This window comes from Fibrella rubiginis (assembly GCF_017353185.1).
Taxonomy (GTDB): domain Bacteria; phylum Bacteroidota; class Bacteroidia; order Cytophagales; family Spirosomataceae; genus Fibrella; species Fibrella rubiginis.
Map to the genome: position 1 here is coordinate 1 of NZ_JAFMYV010000012.1, position 15,655 is coordinate 15,655.

General features: G+C 52.4%; 13 protein-coding genes. 8 read left to right on the forward strand and 5 right to left on the reverse strand.

Going from position 1 to position 15,655, the window contains the following annotated elements:
• Positions 1–60: 60 nt before the first annotated feature.
• A complete protein-coding gene (locus tag J2I47_RS20805) occupies positions 61–1,350 on the reverse strand; it encodes an OmpA family protein (RefSeq protein ID WP_207366545.1) in 1,290 nt (429 codons plus the stop codon).
• A 102-nt stretch (positions 1,351–1,452) separates the two neighbouring features.
• Between J2I47_RS20805 and J2I47_RS20810 the strand changes: the two genes are divergently transcribed.
• Positions 1,453–2,580: a glycoside hydrolase family 10-like protein gene (locus tag J2I47_RS20810; protein ID WP_207366546.1), complete on the forward strand. Its 1,128-nt coding sequence runs from the start codon at positions 1,453–1,455 to the stop codon at positions 2,578–2,580.
• Between the two features lies 1 nt (position 2,581).
• Here the strand turns inward: J2I47_RS20810 and J2I47_RS20815 are convergent, their stop codons facing one another.
• Complete coding sequence (locus J2I47_RS20815; protein WP_207366547.1) at positions 2,582–4,141, reverse strand: S8 family serine peptidase; 1,560 nt, start codon at positions 4,139–4,141, stop codon at positions 2,582–2,584.
• Positions 4,142–4,270: 129 nt separating this feature from the next.
• Here J2I47_RS20815 and J2I47_RS20820 point away from each other — a divergent pair, with 129 nt between their 5' ends.
• A complete protein-coding gene (locus J2I47_RS20820; RefSeq protein ID WP_207366548.1) occupies positions 4,271–5,563 on the forward strand; it encodes an aminopeptidase P N-terminal domain-containing protein in 1,293 nt (430 codons plus the stop codon).
• 116 nt (positions 5,564–5,679) lie between these two features.
• On the opposite strand, the gene J2I47_RS20825 is transcribed toward J2I47_RS20820, so the two are convergent.
• A complete protein-coding gene (locus J2I47_RS20825) occupies positions 5,680–6,321 on the reverse strand; it encodes a TetR/AcrR family transcriptional regulator (RefSeq protein ID WP_229374839.1) in 642 nt (213 codons plus the stop codon).
• 358 nt (positions 6,322–6,679) lie between these two features.
• Between J2I47_RS20825 and J2I47_RS20830 the strand changes: the two genes are divergently transcribed.
• Positions 6,680–7,879 (forward strand): saccharopine dehydrogenase family protein, encoded by a 1,200-nt coding sequence (locus J2I47_RS20830; RefSeq protein ID WP_207366549.1) that lies wholly within the window; start codon positions 6,680–6,682, stop codon positions 7,877–7,879.
• A 110-nt stretch (positions 7,880–7,989) separates the two neighbouring features.
• Here the strand turns inward: J2I47_RS20830 and J2I47_RS20835 are convergent, their stop codons facing one another.
• The gene (locus tag J2I47_RS20835) at positions 7,990–8,775 is read right to left on the reverse strand and encodes an SDR family NAD(P)-dependent oxidoreductase (RefSeq protein ID WP_207366550.1); all 786 of its coding nucleotides are present in this window, start codon (positions 8,773–8,775) and stop codon (positions 7,990–7,992) included.
• A gap of 94 nt (positions 8,776–8,869) precedes the next feature.
• Positions 8,870–10,570, reverse strand: coding sequence for an IlvD/Edd family dehydratase (locus J2I47_RS20840; protein ID WP_207366551.1), 1,701 nt, complete (start codon positions 10,568–10,570; stop codon positions 8,870–8,872).
• Between the two features lie 102 nt (positions 10,571–10,672).
• On the opposite strand from J2I47_RS20840, the gene murI reads away from it, so the two are divergent.
• From murI to J2I47_RS20865, 5 genes are all read left to right on the forward strand, one after another.
• Complete coding sequence (gene murI, locus J2I47_RS20845) at positions 10,673–11,536, forward strand: glutamate racemase (protein ID WP_207366552.1); 864 nt, start codon at positions 10,673–10,675, stop codon at positions 11,534–11,536.
• A gap of 138 nt (positions 11,537–11,674) precedes the next feature.
• Positions 11,675–12,781: an acyltransferase family protein gene (locus J2I47_RS20850; RefSeq protein WP_207366553.1), complete on the forward strand. Its 1,107-nt coding sequence runs from the start codon at positions 11,675–11,677 to the stop codon at positions 12,779–12,781.
• A gap of 167 nt (positions 12,782–12,948) precedes the next feature.
• On the forward strand, positions 12,949–14,502 hold the full coding sequence (locus J2I47_RS20855) for a hypothetical protein (protein ID WP_207366554.1): 1,554 nt from the start codon (positions 12,949–12,951) through the stop codon (positions 14,500–14,502).
• 48 nt (positions 14,503–14,550) lie between these two features.
• Entirely contained in the window at positions 14,551–14,898 is a 348-nt protein-coding gene (locus J2I47_RS20860) for a DoxX family protein (protein WP_207366555.1), read from the forward strand.
• Between the two features lie 110 nt (positions 14,899–15,008).
• Positions 15,009–15,641, forward strand: coding sequence for a ribonuclease H1 domain-containing protein (locus tag J2I47_RS20865; protein ID WP_207366556.1), 633 nt, complete (start codon positions 15,009–15,011; stop codon positions 15,639–15,641).
• Positions 15,642–15,655 lie beyond the last annotated feature (14 nt).

A 15,655-nucleotide genomic window follows, 5' to 3' on the forward strand; every position in this document is an offset into this window, starting at 1 on the left:
GGTACGTTCGCGAAGCCATTGTTCATTGTACATTCTGCATTGTACATTAATCCTACTCCATCACAAAGAAAGGATCACAAACTCCACCCGTCGGTTTACTTTGCGTTCTTCGTCGGTGCCTTTGGTCAAGATCGGGCGGGTGTCGCCATAGCCAACGGTTTCGATCCGGTCTACGTCGATGCGCTTGCCGACGAGGTAGCGCTGGCAGGCCAGCACCCGGTCGCGCGAGAGTTGCAGGTTAGCCTCTTTATCGCCGATGATGTCGGTATGTCCTTCCAGCCGGATGCGGGCCTGCGGGTTGTCATTCATTAGCGTCACCAGCCGGTCGAGTTCGGCAAAAGACGCCGGCAGCAGGTCTGATTTCGACATGGCGAAGTAGATGTTCTGCAACGTAATTTTGGTACCCACCGCCAGAGGCTTCAGCTGAATATTTCGCGTAATCTTCTGATTGTTAGACGCTTTCATCAGATCAATGGTGCCGCTGGCAGGCAAATAACCCTTCGCCGAAGCCACATAGGTGTACACCTGATTCCGCAACAACTGCATCCGGTACGACCCGTCAGAGGCAAAGCTTTGCACCGAATCTACCGGCGTCGATTTATTCGACAACTGGTAATCTATCGTGGCCGTGATGGGCTTGTTGGTTAGCGAGTTGCTCACCACCCCCGATATCATGACCGTCTGCACAGCGGGTGATTCAACGGGCTTGGGAGCTGGGGCAGGTATTGGCGTTTCGCCGGGCAACCTGCTGGGGTTCGTTGGCGTCGGGGCCGGGGGCAACGGCTGATTGACTACCGGGCTGGCCGGATTTCGCACATACAGATTATAAATGTTCCAGCAGATAAGGTGGTCGTAGTCATTGCATTCAAAGAGATCGAAGTTTTCCAGGCCTTTGTCAAGCCGCTCGAAATAGACAGTAAACGAGTAAGACTGCCCGCCATACGTAGACTGCCGTTTGGGTTCGATAGGAATGTTGTCGGCTTTTACGAACTTAAAAATTCGGGCGCCATTAGCTGCCACGAGCCGCCCCTGAGGCTGAAACGCCATAACCCCCGTGGGAATCTGCCTCCGATTTTGATCAAACTGAGGCTTATTGGTATCCGTATACGTCAGGTAAAGTATGGTATAGTCGCGGGTGAGTTGAATGTCATCAACCCTAACACCCTTCTCGGCTGATTGCGACGGTCCGGTCGAGGTGGGTTGTCCGTAGGTGTCGTCGCCGTTGGGGTAATTACCCCGACCATCGCCGGTGCTACCGCCACCCGAAGAGCCACCAGTGCGCGGAAATGGGTCTACACAGCTACAAAGTGAACCTGTTAGCAGGCAAAAAATCAATAAACGGTAGCGCATACTAGTCAACGAATTACGGTGAATAAGGCCCGAAAGTACAGGAAATATGGGGCGTTCCAAGAAGCCGGGTGCATCTTTAGGTGCTCAACATCATGATTGATTATGACCATTAACACCCTTCTGTTCGCAGCTTGTTTGCTGGCAGTACCCACCCTCGGCTGTAAAAACGCGACCACTGCCAGCCAACTCACGCCGCCCGCCAACCCCACTCCTATCCGCGGCGTATGGCTTCCCGCCAGCGATTCAGACGCACTTTTCTCCCGCGATAATATCCGCCGCATGGTCGACGACTGCGCCCGTCACGGCATCAACCACCTGTTTGTGGTCACCTGGACGGGTGGTTTCACGCAATATCCCAGCGCGGTTATGCAGCGTACGTTTGGCAAACTCATTGACCCACGTTTTGCCGGGCGTGATCCGCTACAAGAAGTTATTGAGGAAGCGCACAAACGGAACATCAAGGTATATGCCTGGTTTGAATTTGGTTTTGCGGCCGACTACAGTGGTATTAACGCCCACATACTGACCCAAAAACCAGACTGGGCCGCCCGCTCTGCCGATGGGTCGGTGACCACCAAAAACGGCTTCCGCTGGATGAACGCACTCAACCCGGCCGTTCAATCGTTCATGCTCGATATGATCACCGAGGTGGTCAGTAAGTATGATGTAGATGGTATTCAGGGCGACGACCGCCTGCCCGCCATGCCTACCGAGGGAGGCTACGATGTGGAGACCAAAAACCGCTACACGCAGGAAACGGGCAACAATGTGCCGACCAATGCGCAGGACACCGCCTGGGTGGCGTGGCGGGCAAATCAGCTAACCGATTTTCTGCGTCGGCTTACGGCCCTCGTCAAACGCACCAAACCAGCTTGCCAGGTGTCGATGGCCCCCAGCGTCTATCCATTCAGCCTCGCCAATTATTTGCAGGACTGGCCCAGCTGGGTTAAAAACGGCTCGGTCGATATGGTGGCCCCTCAGATCTACCGCCGCGATTTGACGGCCTACCAGAACGAGTTAAACAAGATTGTAAACACGCAGGTGTCGCCCGCGCAAAAGGCACTCGTTGTGCCGGGTATGTTGCTGAAAGTTGGTAGCTACGTGGCCCCCGACACCCTGCTGCGCCAGCAGATCAACGCCAACCGGGCGGCGGGACTACCCGGCGAAATTTTCTTTCACTATGAAGGTACCCGCACCCGAACGGCCTTTTTCGAGGGCATCTACAACTAGTCTACTCCCAGACTACTTCAATCACCGCGTCTTTCATGTCGACGGTCGTATGGGTTTCGCCCGTTAGCCGCCGCAGCACAAGCTTACCCTTGTTGGCACGCAGGGCTTCCTGCCGGAGCACATGCCGGGCACTTTTCTTCCGAAAAACCGAAACTGTTTGTTCCACGCTGGCGGATAGGTCCACGTCAATCTGTTTGCCCGTTGCTTTCACCAGTCGGGTAGTATTGGGCAAAGGCTGACCACGTAACAGCAGCAACGCCCGTGAAGCCTGCGGCACACCATAGCCTACATAATTGTTGCCGTATGGATACAGATGAGCCGATTGCTGAATAATGTCGCGCAGTTGTTTGTTGGTCAGTTTGGGGTTAGCCTGCATCAGACAGGCCGCAAAACCCGTAATGGCCGGGGCCGCCAGCGAGGTTCCATACAATGAAAAGCACGAGATGTTGGGCTTCAGGTACGGCAGCGCTTCGGGACCAATGCTACTGTAGCCAATGCGGTTCCAGAGGCGGTTGTTGGTGGCCCCCACAGCCAGCACACCCTCGGCGTCGGCGGGGGTGCTGATCACGCGCCAGGTGTGGTCGTCGCCCTCGTTGCCCGCCGACACAATCACGAGCATCCCTTTCTTATCGACGGCCATTTGGGCAGCGCGGCTGATGAGGCTGGTGTGGCCATCCATCTGGGCGGGGGCGTAGTTTTCGCGGGGATTGGTAAAGCCCTTGGCATAACCCAGCGACGTGTTGATGAGCCGCACACCGAGGCTGTCCATCCACTCGATAGCCTGCACCCAGTTATCTTCTTCACCCCGGAATTCGCGGTTACCGGCATCGGTACGGGCCAGGTAGAAGCTGGCATCGTAGCCCAGGCCAAGTTGCAGACCACCCACGGGATCATAGCCGCCAATGGCCCCCAGTACCTCCGTGCCGTGGTCGTCGGAGCGGGTTTCGCGGGTGTGAATCAGATCGTTATGCGTACCGGCCCGGTTGACAAAATCGCGGATTTGCCGAAACCCGCCGCGCTGGGCAATAGGCTTTAGCCACGACATAGAATCGGCCCCAAAAAAGCCCGCGTCGATTACGCCGATCTGCACGAAACGACCCGTCAGACCCGCCGCCGCAAACGAATCGGCCTGCATCTGCGTCATCACAGCCGCCAGCTTTGGCGCACTGGCGTGGGGAATGCTGGTAATGATTAGCCCCGGATTGAGTGCCTGCACATCACGCACAAACGGTAACCGGGCCACCTGCTGCCGCTGCGCCGCCGTGAGCGGAGCCGACACCGCATTGAACCACCGCGACTGCCCTGTCGGCGCAATGCCCAGCGCCCGCAGCTGCGCTATGTACGCCGCCGAAACGGGTTTGTCTGTCTCATCGACAGGCAGATGCCGGGCCTGCCGATTTGCCAATGCCTGAGGGGAAAGGGACGGAGCCACCAACGGGTCTTTGTCGGCGAGATAGATCCAGTATTTAGCTACCGATGGCAACGCAAGTGGCTGTGCCAGCAATGACCCGGAAGCCGCCAGCAGTAGTTTCACCAGAACCAGACTGGATAAATAGCGCATGTAGAAATAGATTTACGAAATATGAGGTACGAGCCGTCCGCCCCGGTCACGATTTTTGCTGATGCGAAAGCGGGCTTGCGCCAGCAAAAATCGTAAATCGTACCTCGTAATTCGTAAATCTATTTCTACATGCGCTATTTGCCCATCGACAACGCCCTGTTTGTGCAAAATCGGGAGCGGCTTACCCAGTTACTACCACCCAAATCGCTGGTCGTACTCAACGCCAATGACGTCCTGCCCACCAACGCCGACGGCACCCTGCCGTTTGTCCAAAATACGGATCTGTTCTACCTCACGGGGGTTGACCAGGAAGAAACCCGGCTGGTGCTCTTCCCCGACCATCCCGACCCGAAGTTCAGGCAGGTGCTGTTCCTGCGCGAAACGTCGGACTTGATTGCCGTCTGGGAAGGTCATAAGCTGACCAAAACCGAAGCCGAAACCACATCGGGTATTCCCGCCAAACAGATGTACTGGACGCATCAGTTTGAGACCATTTTTACCCAGATGGTGTTTGAAGCCGACGCTATCTACCTGAATACTAATGAACATACCCGTTTCAGCGGTGGGGTGCAAACCCGCGAAGACCGGTTTATTGATGAGATCAGGCGGCTGTATCCCCTGCACAGGTTGGGGCGGCTGGCCCCACTTATGCATCAGTTGCGGGCCATTAAGTTGCCACAGGAAGTAGCGCTACTCCAACGCGCCATTGACATCACCAACGGCATGTTCCGGCGGCTGCTGGGGTTTGTGAAACCGGGTGTATGGGAATATGAAATCGAGGCCGAAATGATGCACGAATTCATCCGCAACCGGTCGCGGCGGGCGGCCTACACGCCCATCATTGCGTCGGGGAAGAACGCCTGCATTCTGCACTACATCGACAATTCGGCGCAGTGCCAGGCGGGCGATGTGATTCTGCTGGATTTGGGGGCTGAATATGCCAATTACAACGCCGACATGACCCGCTCTATTCCCGTTAGCGGTCGGTTTACCCCCCGGCAACGGGCCGTGTATGATGCAGTTCTGCGCGTGATGAAAGAAGCCACCGCCCTGCTCGTCACGGGCAACGTCTGGGACGAATACCACCGTGAAGTGGGCAGGATCATGGAATCGGAGCTAATTGGGCTGGGCCTGCTGGATCGTGAGGCAGTGGCGAAACAGGATCCTGACGCACCGCTCTACAAGAAATACTTCATGCATGGCACATCCCATTTTCTGGGCCTCGATGTGCACGATGTGGGCAACAAATACCGCCGGTTTGAGCCGGGCATGGTGTTTACCTGTGAGCCGGGCATCTACATTCCCGAAGAAGGACTGGGTATTCGGCTCGAAAACAACATTCTGATCACCGAAACCGGCAACCTCGATTTGATGAAGGACATCCCCCTTGACCCCGATGAGATTGAGGCGTTGATGAATTAAAGAGAATGAACAATGTACAATGAACAATGTACAATGATGGCTAACCGAGCATGACTAAGAGCCAATCATTGTACATTGTTCATTAAATTTTCTGTTTGTGTAGGACGGCTGCTTTACTACTTGGCCATCGTCTCTTGGGCACTTAATGCAGTATTGAGGCTACTGAAAATACGTCGAATAGCGGTTTCGATGCGCTCCCAACCTTCGGGGGTACTCACGTCAATATCCACAATTTTATTCCGATTATCGCTAATCAACGTTAGGTAGGTTACGCCACCAAGTACCACCGCCGTGAGGGCTGTTGGATCATAACTAGGGAAGGGAGCCAGCTTATCGATAATCTTCTTGTATGATTCGTTACGGAATGCCGACAGACGACGGGCTAACTCCGTTTCGCCGTTTTGCATCTCCCAACGAATCAGTTCCTGCGACGATTTACGATCCCGGAATTCGCGGGCCAGCTTGATTACGTATTCCGACCAAACTTTGCTCCGCTCTTCGGGTCCCGGATTTGAGGGAACCGTGTCCAGGAACCGTTCATTAAACATCGACAGGAAAAAGCCTCGTTGCACATAGGCTTCCAGTAACCCATTCCAACCACCAAAGTAACGGTAGATCAACACCTTATTTACACCTGCCTTCTCGGCGACCGCATTGATACCCGCTTTCTTGGTACCTTTCTCGGCCATCACGTCGCCCATAGCGCGTAGGATGCGCTCCATGGTCATTGCCCGGTTTCTACGTTTTACAATTTTCATATTACTGTCATGTTTTAAAAGGGTTACTGGACTAATTGATACGCTTCTCCTGCAAAGCTGTAGAATTAGCTTATTGTTACCAACTGGTAACGTGAAAAATTCATTTATATTAGTACAAATTCATGTGACAAACGTAGATATATATAGTCAACGGTATGTTAAAATGAGTTGACGGTCAGCTACTTACATAAAAGAAAGTATAACAAAATTGGCTGTAACCGTTCAATAAAAATCCCTACAAGCTGTTTTCCAGTCAATTAGAAAGCGACAAGGTCCTATTCTGAACCCAAGCCATGCCACATTCGCTTGCTTCGTATCTTTGCGGCCATCATTTTGAAACCAACCAGTCAACCTAATTATGGCCAATGTGCTGATTATTGGAGCCGGTGGAGTGGGCAGTGTCGTGGCGCATAAATGTGCCCTTAACGCCAGCGTTTTCACGCGCATCACTCTTGCCAGCCGAACCCTTGCTAAGTGTGATAAAATTGCCGCCGAAGTAGCCCAGATGCATGGCGTTGAAATAGAAACCGCCCAGGTCGATGCCGATGTAGTGGCCGATATGGTAGCATTAATTGGACGGGTTAAGCCTTTCCTGGTCATTAACGTAGCCCTGCCCTATCAGGACCTTCCGATCATGGATGCTTGCTTGGCCACCAAAACACACTACATGGACACGGCCAATTATGAGCCGAAAGATGTAGCCAAATTTGAGTACAGCTGGCAATGGGCCTACAAACAGCGTTTTGAGGAAGCCGGTATCATGGCTCTGCTCGGCTGCGGGTTCGACCCCGGTGCCACGCAGGTGTTTACGGCATACGCCGCCAAACATCAGTTCGATGAGATGCACTACCTCGACATCATCGACTGCAACGCGGGCAACCACGGCAAGGCCTTCGCCACCAACTTCAACCCCGAGATCAATATCCGCGAGATCACACAGCCGGGCCGTTACTGGGAAAACGGCGAGTGGATCGAGATTCCGGCCATGAGCATCCACAAAGCCATCGAATACCCCGGCATTGGCCCTAAAGAGTCGTACGTATTGTATCACGAAGAACTGGAATCGCTGGTAAAAAACTTCCCTACGCTGAAACGGGCGCGGTTCTGGATGACCTTCGGACAGGCGTATCTGACACACCTGGAGGTGCTCCAGAACGTGGGTATGACCCGCATCGACCCCGTCAAATTCAACGGCATGGACATTATTCCGCTCGAATTTCTGAAAGCCGTACTCCCCGCTCCCGACAGCTTGGGCGAAAACTATACGGGCCAGACCAGCATTGGCTGCCAGATTCGGGGTATCAAAGACGGCGAGGAGAAGACCTATTTTATCTGGAATAACTGCGACCACGCCGAGACCTACAAAGAGGTACGCGGACAGGCCGTGAGCTACACCACCGGCGTACCCGCCATGATTGGGGCCATGCTTTTAGTAAATGGAACGTGGTTGAAACCCGGCGTCTGGAACTGCGAAGAACTCGACCCAGACCCCTTCATCGAGCAAATGAACAAGCAGGGCCTCCCCGTTCAACACGCCGTGAACGTGACGCTAGCATAAGGATTTGGGATTGGGGATTGGGGATTTCGGATTGTTGCTGACGCGTCAGCTTGCTCTGGCGTAGCTGACGCGTCAGCAACAATCCGAAATCCCCAATCCCCAATCCCAATTCATTCCGGTGGCACCCCCACGCTGGTCCATCCGCCGTCGATGGTGAGGGTTTGGCCGGTGATGTGGCTGGCCTGCGGCGAGAGCAGAAAGAGTGCGGCGGCGGTGATATCGGCCACCGTAGCGGGGCGACCCATCGGCGTAATCCGCGACCAGATCGGAATATAATCGGGATCGTCGGTGGTACGTTCGGTGAGGGTAGCGCCGGGGGCCACGGCGTTGATGGTGATGCCCGCTGGCGATAGGTCGATCACCGACTGCCGGGCCAGCATCTGCAACCCTGCTTTGGTCATGCTATAGACGGGCAAGCCCGGATGCCCCAACTGCCCCACTACCGACGACATAAGTAAAATTCGCCCGGCGATGCCCTGTTCATTGCCCACCAACGACCGTGGCTGCGCCCGCATCTGCGTGGCCGCCGCCTGCACCAGAAAAAAGCTGCCCCGCAAATTCAGATCCACGATGGTCTGAAACGCTTCGGGCGTGGTGGTAAACACGTCGCCGAAGACAGTGATGCCCGCGTTAGCAATGGCCATATCGAGCCGCCCGAACAGGTCCACCGCCGTAGCCACCATCTGCCGAATAAACGTCACGTCTGATGCATCGCCGGGTAGGGCCGCACACCGCCCGCCCGCCTGCTGAATGGCCGCTGCGGCCTGCCGGGCCAGTTCTGGATCGAAGTCATTGAGCAACACGTTGGCCCCCTGCCGGGCCAATTCGCTTGCCATGGCAAAGCCAATGCCCTGCCCGGCCCCGGTAATGATGGCGGTTTGGTTATGAAAGGTCATAGACAAATGTAGTCTGAAAGCCAAAGAGCCACCCTCCCACCGCTTACCCAGACCCACACCAACAGCCGTAAATTCATTAGATTTAAAGAATAACCTAGTGCGAATCGCGCTTGACTACACTCCCTGACCCCCCCTTTAAGAAATCGAAATCGACGCCTTCGTGGGCTTGCGTAACGTGGCGGATGAATAGGTTCACGTAGCCCCGGTCATAGCCCAAATCGAGGGGTTTGAAATGCACCAGCCGCCCGGCCAGTTCTTCGTCCGACACGTGCAGGTGTAGGCTACGGTTCGGTACGTCGAGGGTGATGAGGTCGCCGTTTTGTACGAAGGCGAGGTTTCCCCCCACCGCCGATTCGGGCGAGACGTGCAGGACGACGGTGCCGAAGCCGGTGCCACTCATGCGCCCGTCGGAGATGCGGACCATGTCGTGAACACCCTGCGCCAGCACTTTAGCGGGCAGGGTCATGTTGCCTACTTCGGGCATGCCGGGGTAGCCGCGCGGCCCCACGTTTTTCAGCACCAGCACACAGTCGGCATCCACGTCGAGGTCGGGGTCGTCGATGCGGGCTTTGTAATCGTCTATATTCTCGAACACCACCGCCCGGCCCGTATGCTGCATCAGCGCGGGCGTGGCAGCCGAGGGTTTGAGCACCGCCCCGTCGGGACAGAGATTTCCCCGCAGCACGGCAATACCCGACTCCGGTTTAAACGGTTTGTCCAACGACGCAATCACCGCCGGATCATAATTCTGAGCCTCGGCGCAGTTGTCGGCCAGCGTTTTTCCGTTGACCGTCAAGGTGTTACCATTTAGGTGCGGCAATAGTTCGCGGATGATAGCGGGCAGGCCACCAGCGTAGAATAAATCTTCCACGAAATGCTCACCAGACGGTTGCAGGTTAGCCAGCAGCGGAATCTTGTCGGACAAGGCATCAAAATCATCGAGCGACAAATCCACCCCGATGCGTCCGGCAATGGCAATCAGGTGCAGGATAAAATTGGTTGAGCCACCCAAAGCGGCATTAACCATGATAGCATTTTCAAACGCCTGTCGGGTCAGAATCTTCGAGGGTGTGATGCCTTCCCGCACCAGTTCTACCGCCCGCACGCCCGTCATGTGGGCCAGTACTTTTCGGCGTGAATCGGCGGCGGGAATTGTGGCGTTGTCGGGCAGGGCGAGGCCCAGACTTTCCACCATCGCGGCCATCGTGCTGGCCGTGCCCATCACGGCGCAATGTCCCTGACTGCGGGCCATGGCGGCTTCGGCGGCGGTAAATTCGGCCTGGGTCATGCGGCCCATTTTGAAGTCTTCGGCAAACCGCCAGAGGTCCGACGTGCCAATTTTACGCCCCTGAAAACGCCCCGCCAACATGGGTCCGCCCGATACTACCATCGTGGGAATATCGACCGAGCAAGCCCCCATCACGAGCGAGGGCGTGGTTTTGTCGCAGCCGCAGAGCAGGATCACCCCGTCGATGGAATTGCCCCGGATGCTTTCTTCCACGTCCATACTGGCCAGATTCCGAAACAGCATGGCCGTGGGTTTGATCTGGCATTCGCCCAGCGACATCACCGGAAATTCGAGCGGAAAGCCGCCCGCCTCCCAAACGCCGCGCTTCACGGCCTCGGCCAGCTCGCGGAAGTGCGCGTTGCAGGGTGTCAGTTCCGACCAGGTGTTACAGATGCCAATGACGGGTTTGCCCTCAAATTCGTGGTGGGGGAAACCCTGATTTTTCATCCAGGCCCGGTATATGAAGCCATCTTTGCCGGTGCGGCCAAACCATTCCTGTGAACGCATGTGTAGAAAGTTCAACGTTTAACGTTCAAAGTCTAATGTTGCTTCGCTCTAACGACCTTGTCGTACTATAGTAGCGCAACGTTGAACTTTAGACTTTAAACTTTGGACACTCCTTCCCCCATTGGCATCTTTGATTCGGGCTACGGCGGGCTGACCGTGATGCGCGAAATCGTGCTGGCACTGCCACAGTACGACTACATTTACCTCGGCGACAACGCCCGTACGCCCTACGGTACCCGCTCGTTCGAAACCGTGTATGATTACACGCTTGAATGTGTGCAATACCTGTTCTCGCAAGGCTGCGAGTTAGTAGTACTGGCCTGCAATACGGCCTCAGCCAAGGCTCTGCGCAATATTCAGCAACTCGACCTGCCCCGGCTCTATCCCGGACCAACGCCTGATTCGGGACCTACACGGCGGGTGCTGGGCGTGATTCGGCCCACGGCAGAGGTAATCGGGCAGTATTCGGCGTCGGGGCACGTAGGTGTACTGGCTACCAAAGGCACCGTCACGTCGGAGTCGTACCTGGTGGAAATCGGCAATTTCTTCCCCGAATTAACGGTCACCCAGGAGGCCTGCCCCATGTGGGTGCCGCTGATTGAAAACGGTGAACATCGTTTTGCCGGAGCCGATTATTTTGTGAAGCAACACATTGACCGGCTGCTCTCCCGCGACCCGCTCATCGATACGCTGCTGCTGGCCTGTACGCACTATCCGCTGCTGACCAACAAAATACGGGCGGTGTTGCCTACGGGGATCACATTGCTCAGCCAGGGGCCGATTGTGGCCGCCAGCCTGGTCCAGTATCTGGCTCGTCACCCCGAATTTGCACTTTCGCCAGCACCAATGCCGATTAATACACAAGGGCATCGCCGTTTTCTGACGACCGATTCGGCCCATGATTTTAGCCGCCAGGCCAGCCTGTTCTGGGGCGAAGCGGTTGAGGCCCAGAAAGTCGAGCTTTGAACTGGCAACCATAGCATGTGCCATGGCTTCTTTCTGGCGCTTACAGCCTTGATCTCATTTACCAGGCATAAGGCTAACTGAAGACCGGCAAAAGGTATATATTTGTTTTTTAGTGCTCTCTAATTAGATCAGTACCGAATGAATCAACGCGTTAACAGGCTTAAACAATTAGATTTTCTCAGAGGCATAGCTATTCTACTTGTGTTGCTAAGACATCAGGAATTAGTTGAATACACATCCCGATTCGGCTGGATCGGAGTTGATTTATTTTTTGTACTTAGTGGTTTTTTAGTTTCAGGACTACTTTTTAAAGAATACATAAAATTTGGCAATATAAAACCATCAAGGTTTTTGATTAGGCGTGGGTTTAAAATATACCCCATCTATTATCTTTTTTATCCGGTTTATTTATTGATTGCACCCGTAGAAAAAGATACAAGCTTAAGCAAGTTACTGCCCGATCTATTTTTTATTCAGAATTATGTGTATGGGTGGGGTTATGCCAACGAGTCTACCTGGTCATTAGCCATTGAAGAGCATTTTTATATTGGTTTTTCGTTACTACTCTGGCTCGGCCTGACTAAAAAGGTTATTGTATTGAACGACAACCGCTTACCGTTCAGATTTAGGTCGTTCGAAACGGGTGTGCTGATCATTTTAGCCTTCTGTTTATGCCTTCGACTAGTGGCCAACTTAATAGCATCCTCAAATCTTGATATTGCCCGGACGTTTACGATGACGCACCTTAGAATAGATTCGTTATTAATGGGCGTGCTGATTTCTTACTTCTATACGTTCAGACTAACTTGGCTAGAATCTCTGTTCGCTCGTTACAAATCATACATCTTTCCGATAATTATCGCGTGTTTATCGTTTACGCCCTTCATCGATCCGGTCTTTTCTTATTTTGTAAAAACTTTTGGTTTCTCGCTTCTTTACATTGCTTTTGGTTTATTACTAACCTACTTCTTATTAGACGATACTATAAACAAAAAATTAGATTTGCTCTTTACGAAAACAGGCTCGTCTATAATAAGTAAAATCGGATTTTCTTCTTATTCAATATATATCATACATGTATTTATAAATAACATCATTGACCGCTTTGATATAGAAAGCAACATTGTTAATTTCACTTTGTCATTAGTAATAAGTTCAATTACAGGTATATTTATGACCACGTATATAGAAACTTTTTTTCTGAATATTCGTGACAAATACTATCCAGCTAGGTCATCGGTTTAACCTACTGAATACACTTGTATTGCTGTATCCAACATCACCGCGCAGGATTGGTCGTTAATAATTAAACTGACCTTATGTAGCAGGCAGGTTGCTGTGTACGGTTGGTTTGTAATCCTGTATGTTTATCTTGTTGGTCAATACTCACGTTTTCTGCTTATCTCCTGTTTATGCGCCTGAATAATAAACTGTTGAACTGGTTAACAGCCGGTTATTTGTGTCTACCCATCATACTTTTTTTTCTGGGCTGGCTGCAACTAGTTTACTCAATCTTATTGACAATTGGTTTGGTATTGGGTGTCTTTTTCTACTTAAAACGAATAAACAAGGAGGCGTCTTGGACTACTTTACCGGTTTTGCCAACGGTAGTTAGCGTACTACTATTATTTATTTGGGTTTATTTTTCAGGTATTGGCGGTTATGCAAACCAAGATTGGGATCATCATTGCCGAAACGCCATCTTCACTGACCTGATTACTTACAAATGGCCTGTTTACTATAATTTCTCCCCTGGCTATCATATCGGCTTTCTGGCAGGACATAAAGCAGCATTAAATTATTATTTTACCTTTTGGCTACCAGCGGCACTGGTAGGCTCGTACTTTGGCCGCGGTATCGGCGACTTGTGCTTGCTAGGCTGGTCATATTTAGGTCTCTTACTAATTTTGTTTCAGCTTGTTAGGTTGATACATGCCAGGCATATTATTTTCGTAACGTTACTTTTCGGGTTGTGGAGTGGCCTTGACAGTATCGGTCATTTATTGATTCACCACGCATTGGCCAACTACAAGGCATCTATCGAAATATATTCTTATTTTTCGTACACATCATTCACAACTGATTTATACAACGTCTTTAATCAAGTCATACCAACCTGGTTAATTACGCTCTGGCTACTGAATAATAAAAAAACAATTTCTCTTTTTCCTATTGCGATTCTGTTTGCCTACGGACCGTTGCCATTTATCGGACTGGCGTTGTTCTACGGCATTTATGTGTTGATTAGTCTGTATCAACAAAAATACGGAACTACCTGGGCGACGGTTATAAATCAAGCTTGGCTACAACTAGATTGGGTTGGCACAGCCGTTGCTGTATTTGTCCTTGGAGCGCCCTATTTGGCTTTTTATAAGGCGCATCTTCCTGGCCTGTTTAGCCAATTTATTGGGCAACGCCTTGTTGGACTGGCATTGTCAGACCAGCTTAAGCTGGTCATAAATTACTTACTGACATGTCTGGTTGAAACAGGTTTTTATTTTTTGCTTATTCCCTTGTTGTCTCGTTCCGTTTATCGGGATAACAAAATCAGTTACTGGATCTGCTTTTGGTTACTGCTTTTCATTCCTTTTTGGGAATTTGGTGTATGGCGTGACTTTGCCTCCAGAGGGTCCATTCCCTGCTTAACTATATTGGCTGTTTTGATGGGCAAAGCAATGCTGGATGCTTACAAAAAGAACGGTTTTAGCTTAGCACTTATGCTGACCGTACTGGTACTAGGTATTTCATGGATCACACCAGCATGGCTATTAACCAAAGCACCGGCCCTTACGGCAAAACCGACCATTCGTGACGGCATCGGTTCATTTGGAAACCCACAGATCAGTGATAACCATGATCCGGAAGGTCTTGGCTCTAGCTTGTCAAATTTTTACTCAATCGAACCCCAACATCGCTTTTTTTACAGACTACTGGCAAAACCTTCCGCAGAAAAAAGCCGTCGTTAGGCAGGTGGCAATAGTGGCAACCAACAGTCTCGTCGTTACCTTACCGCGATGAAAATCTCTATGTACGTAATGGCCGCGCTCTACATGCTGGCGGGCATCTGGCACTTTGTCCGGCCAAAATTTTACCTCTACATCATGCCGCCTTACCTGCCCGCCCATACAGCACTGGTGTTCTGGAGCGGCGTGGCCGAACTGGCGCTGGGTATCGGTCTGCTGTTTCCGGCCACTCGTGTTTGGGCGGCGTGGGGCCTGATTGCCTTGCTCATCGCCGTTTTCCCGGCCAATTATTACATGGCTATTGGCGAAAAATTTCAGGCTATGTCGCCCTGGATTCGGTGGGGTCGATTGCCCGTTCAGGGTTTATTGATCTGGTGGGCGTACCAGTACACGAAGTGAGTTTAGTGTTTCACCCAGCTAGTTGCTGTGGCTGTCGCTTGGCCCAGCGCGACTGCCACAGCAACTAGCCAGTCCGCAACAAAAGACAAAAAACTATTTTTGCCCTCGATATGGCGAAGAAGCAGAAATATTATGTGGTCTGGAGCGGGCGGCAAACGGGCGTGTTCGATAGCTGGGATACGTGCAAAAAACAGGTGGAGGGCTTCGACAAGGCCGTTTTTAAATCCTTCGATAGCAAAGTAGAAGCCCTGAAGGCCTATACCGACAAGCCATCGCGGTATATGGGTAGCAAGGGGAAGACCGCCCCGCAACTAAAGCTCACCGACCTGCACCGCCCACCCATCGAAGATAGCGTAGTGGTAGATGCCGCCTGGAACACCGCCACCGGCGACATGGAATATCAGGGCATTTACCTGCCCACGCGCGAGAAAATTTTTCACCGCGGCCCCTACCATGACGGCACCAACAACATCGGTGAGTTTCTGGCGGTGGTTCATGCCCTGGCCCTGCTTCATCAGCGCGACTCGAACCTGCCTGTCTACTCTGACTCGCGCACGGCTATTAGCTGGGTGAAAAAGAAAAAGGCCAATACCAAGCTAGACCCTACGCCCCGCAACGCCGAGCTTTTTGAGTTGATTGAACGCGCCGAAACCTGGCTCAATACCCACCGGTTTGCCAACGCGATTCTGAAATGGGAAACCACTCAATGGGGCGAAAACCCCGCCGACTTTGGCCGTAAATAATTCATTATTCCCGC

What these genes read in the sequence shown, in the direction of transcription:
- J2I47_RS20805 (WP_207366545.1), bottom strand. Translation starts at nt 1,350, where the DNA reads ATGCGCTACCGTTTATTGATTTTTTGCCTGCTAACAGGTTCACTTTGT.
- J2I47_RS20810 (WP_207366546.1), top strand. Translation starts at nt 1,453, where the DNA reads ATGACCATTAACACCCTTCTGTTCGCAGCTTGTTTGCTGGCAGTACCC.
- J2I47_RS20815 (WP_207366547.1), bottom strand. Translation starts at nt 4,141, where the DNA reads ATGCGCTATTTATCCAGTCTGGTTCTGGTGAAACTACTGCTGGCGGCT.
- J2I47_RS20820 (WP_207366548.1), top strand. Translation starts at nt 4,271, where the DNA reads ATGCGCTATTTGCCCATCGACAACGCCCTGTTTGTGCAAAATCGGGAG.
- J2I47_RS20825 (WP_229374839.1), bottom strand. Translation starts at nt 6,321, where the DNA reads ATGAAAATTGTAAAACGTAGAAACCGGGCAATGACCATGGAGCGCATC.
- J2I47_RS20830 (WP_207366549.1), top strand. Translation starts at nt 6,680, where the DNA reads ATGGCCAATGTGCTGATTATTGGAGCCGGTGGAGTGGGCAGTGTCGTG.
- J2I47_RS20835 (WP_207366550.1), bottom strand. Translation starts at nt 8,775, where the DNA reads ATGACCTTTCATAACCAAACCGCCATCATTACCGGGGCCGGGCAGGGC.
- J2I47_RS20840 (WP_207366551.1), bottom strand. Translation starts at nt 10,570, where the DNA reads ATGCGTTCACAGGAATGGTTTGGCCGCACCGGCAAAGATGGCTTCATA.
- J2I47_RS20850 (WP_207366553.1), top strand. Translation starts at nt 11,675, where the DNA reads ATGAATCAACGCGTTAACAGGCTTAAACAATTAGATTTTCTCAGAGGC.
- J2I47_RS20855 (WP_207366554.1), top strand. Translation starts at nt 12,949, where the DNA reads ATGCGCCTGAATAATAAACTGTTGAACTGGTTAACAGCCGGTTATTTG.
- J2I47_RS20860 (WP_207366555.1), top strand. Translation starts at nt 14,551, where the DNA reads ATGAAAATCTCTATGTACGTAATGGCCGCGCTCTACATGCTGGCGGGC.
- J2I47_RS20865 (WP_207366556.1), top strand. Translation starts at nt 15,009, where the DNA reads ATGGCGAAGAAGCAGAAATATTATGTGGTCTGGAGCGGGCGGCAAACG.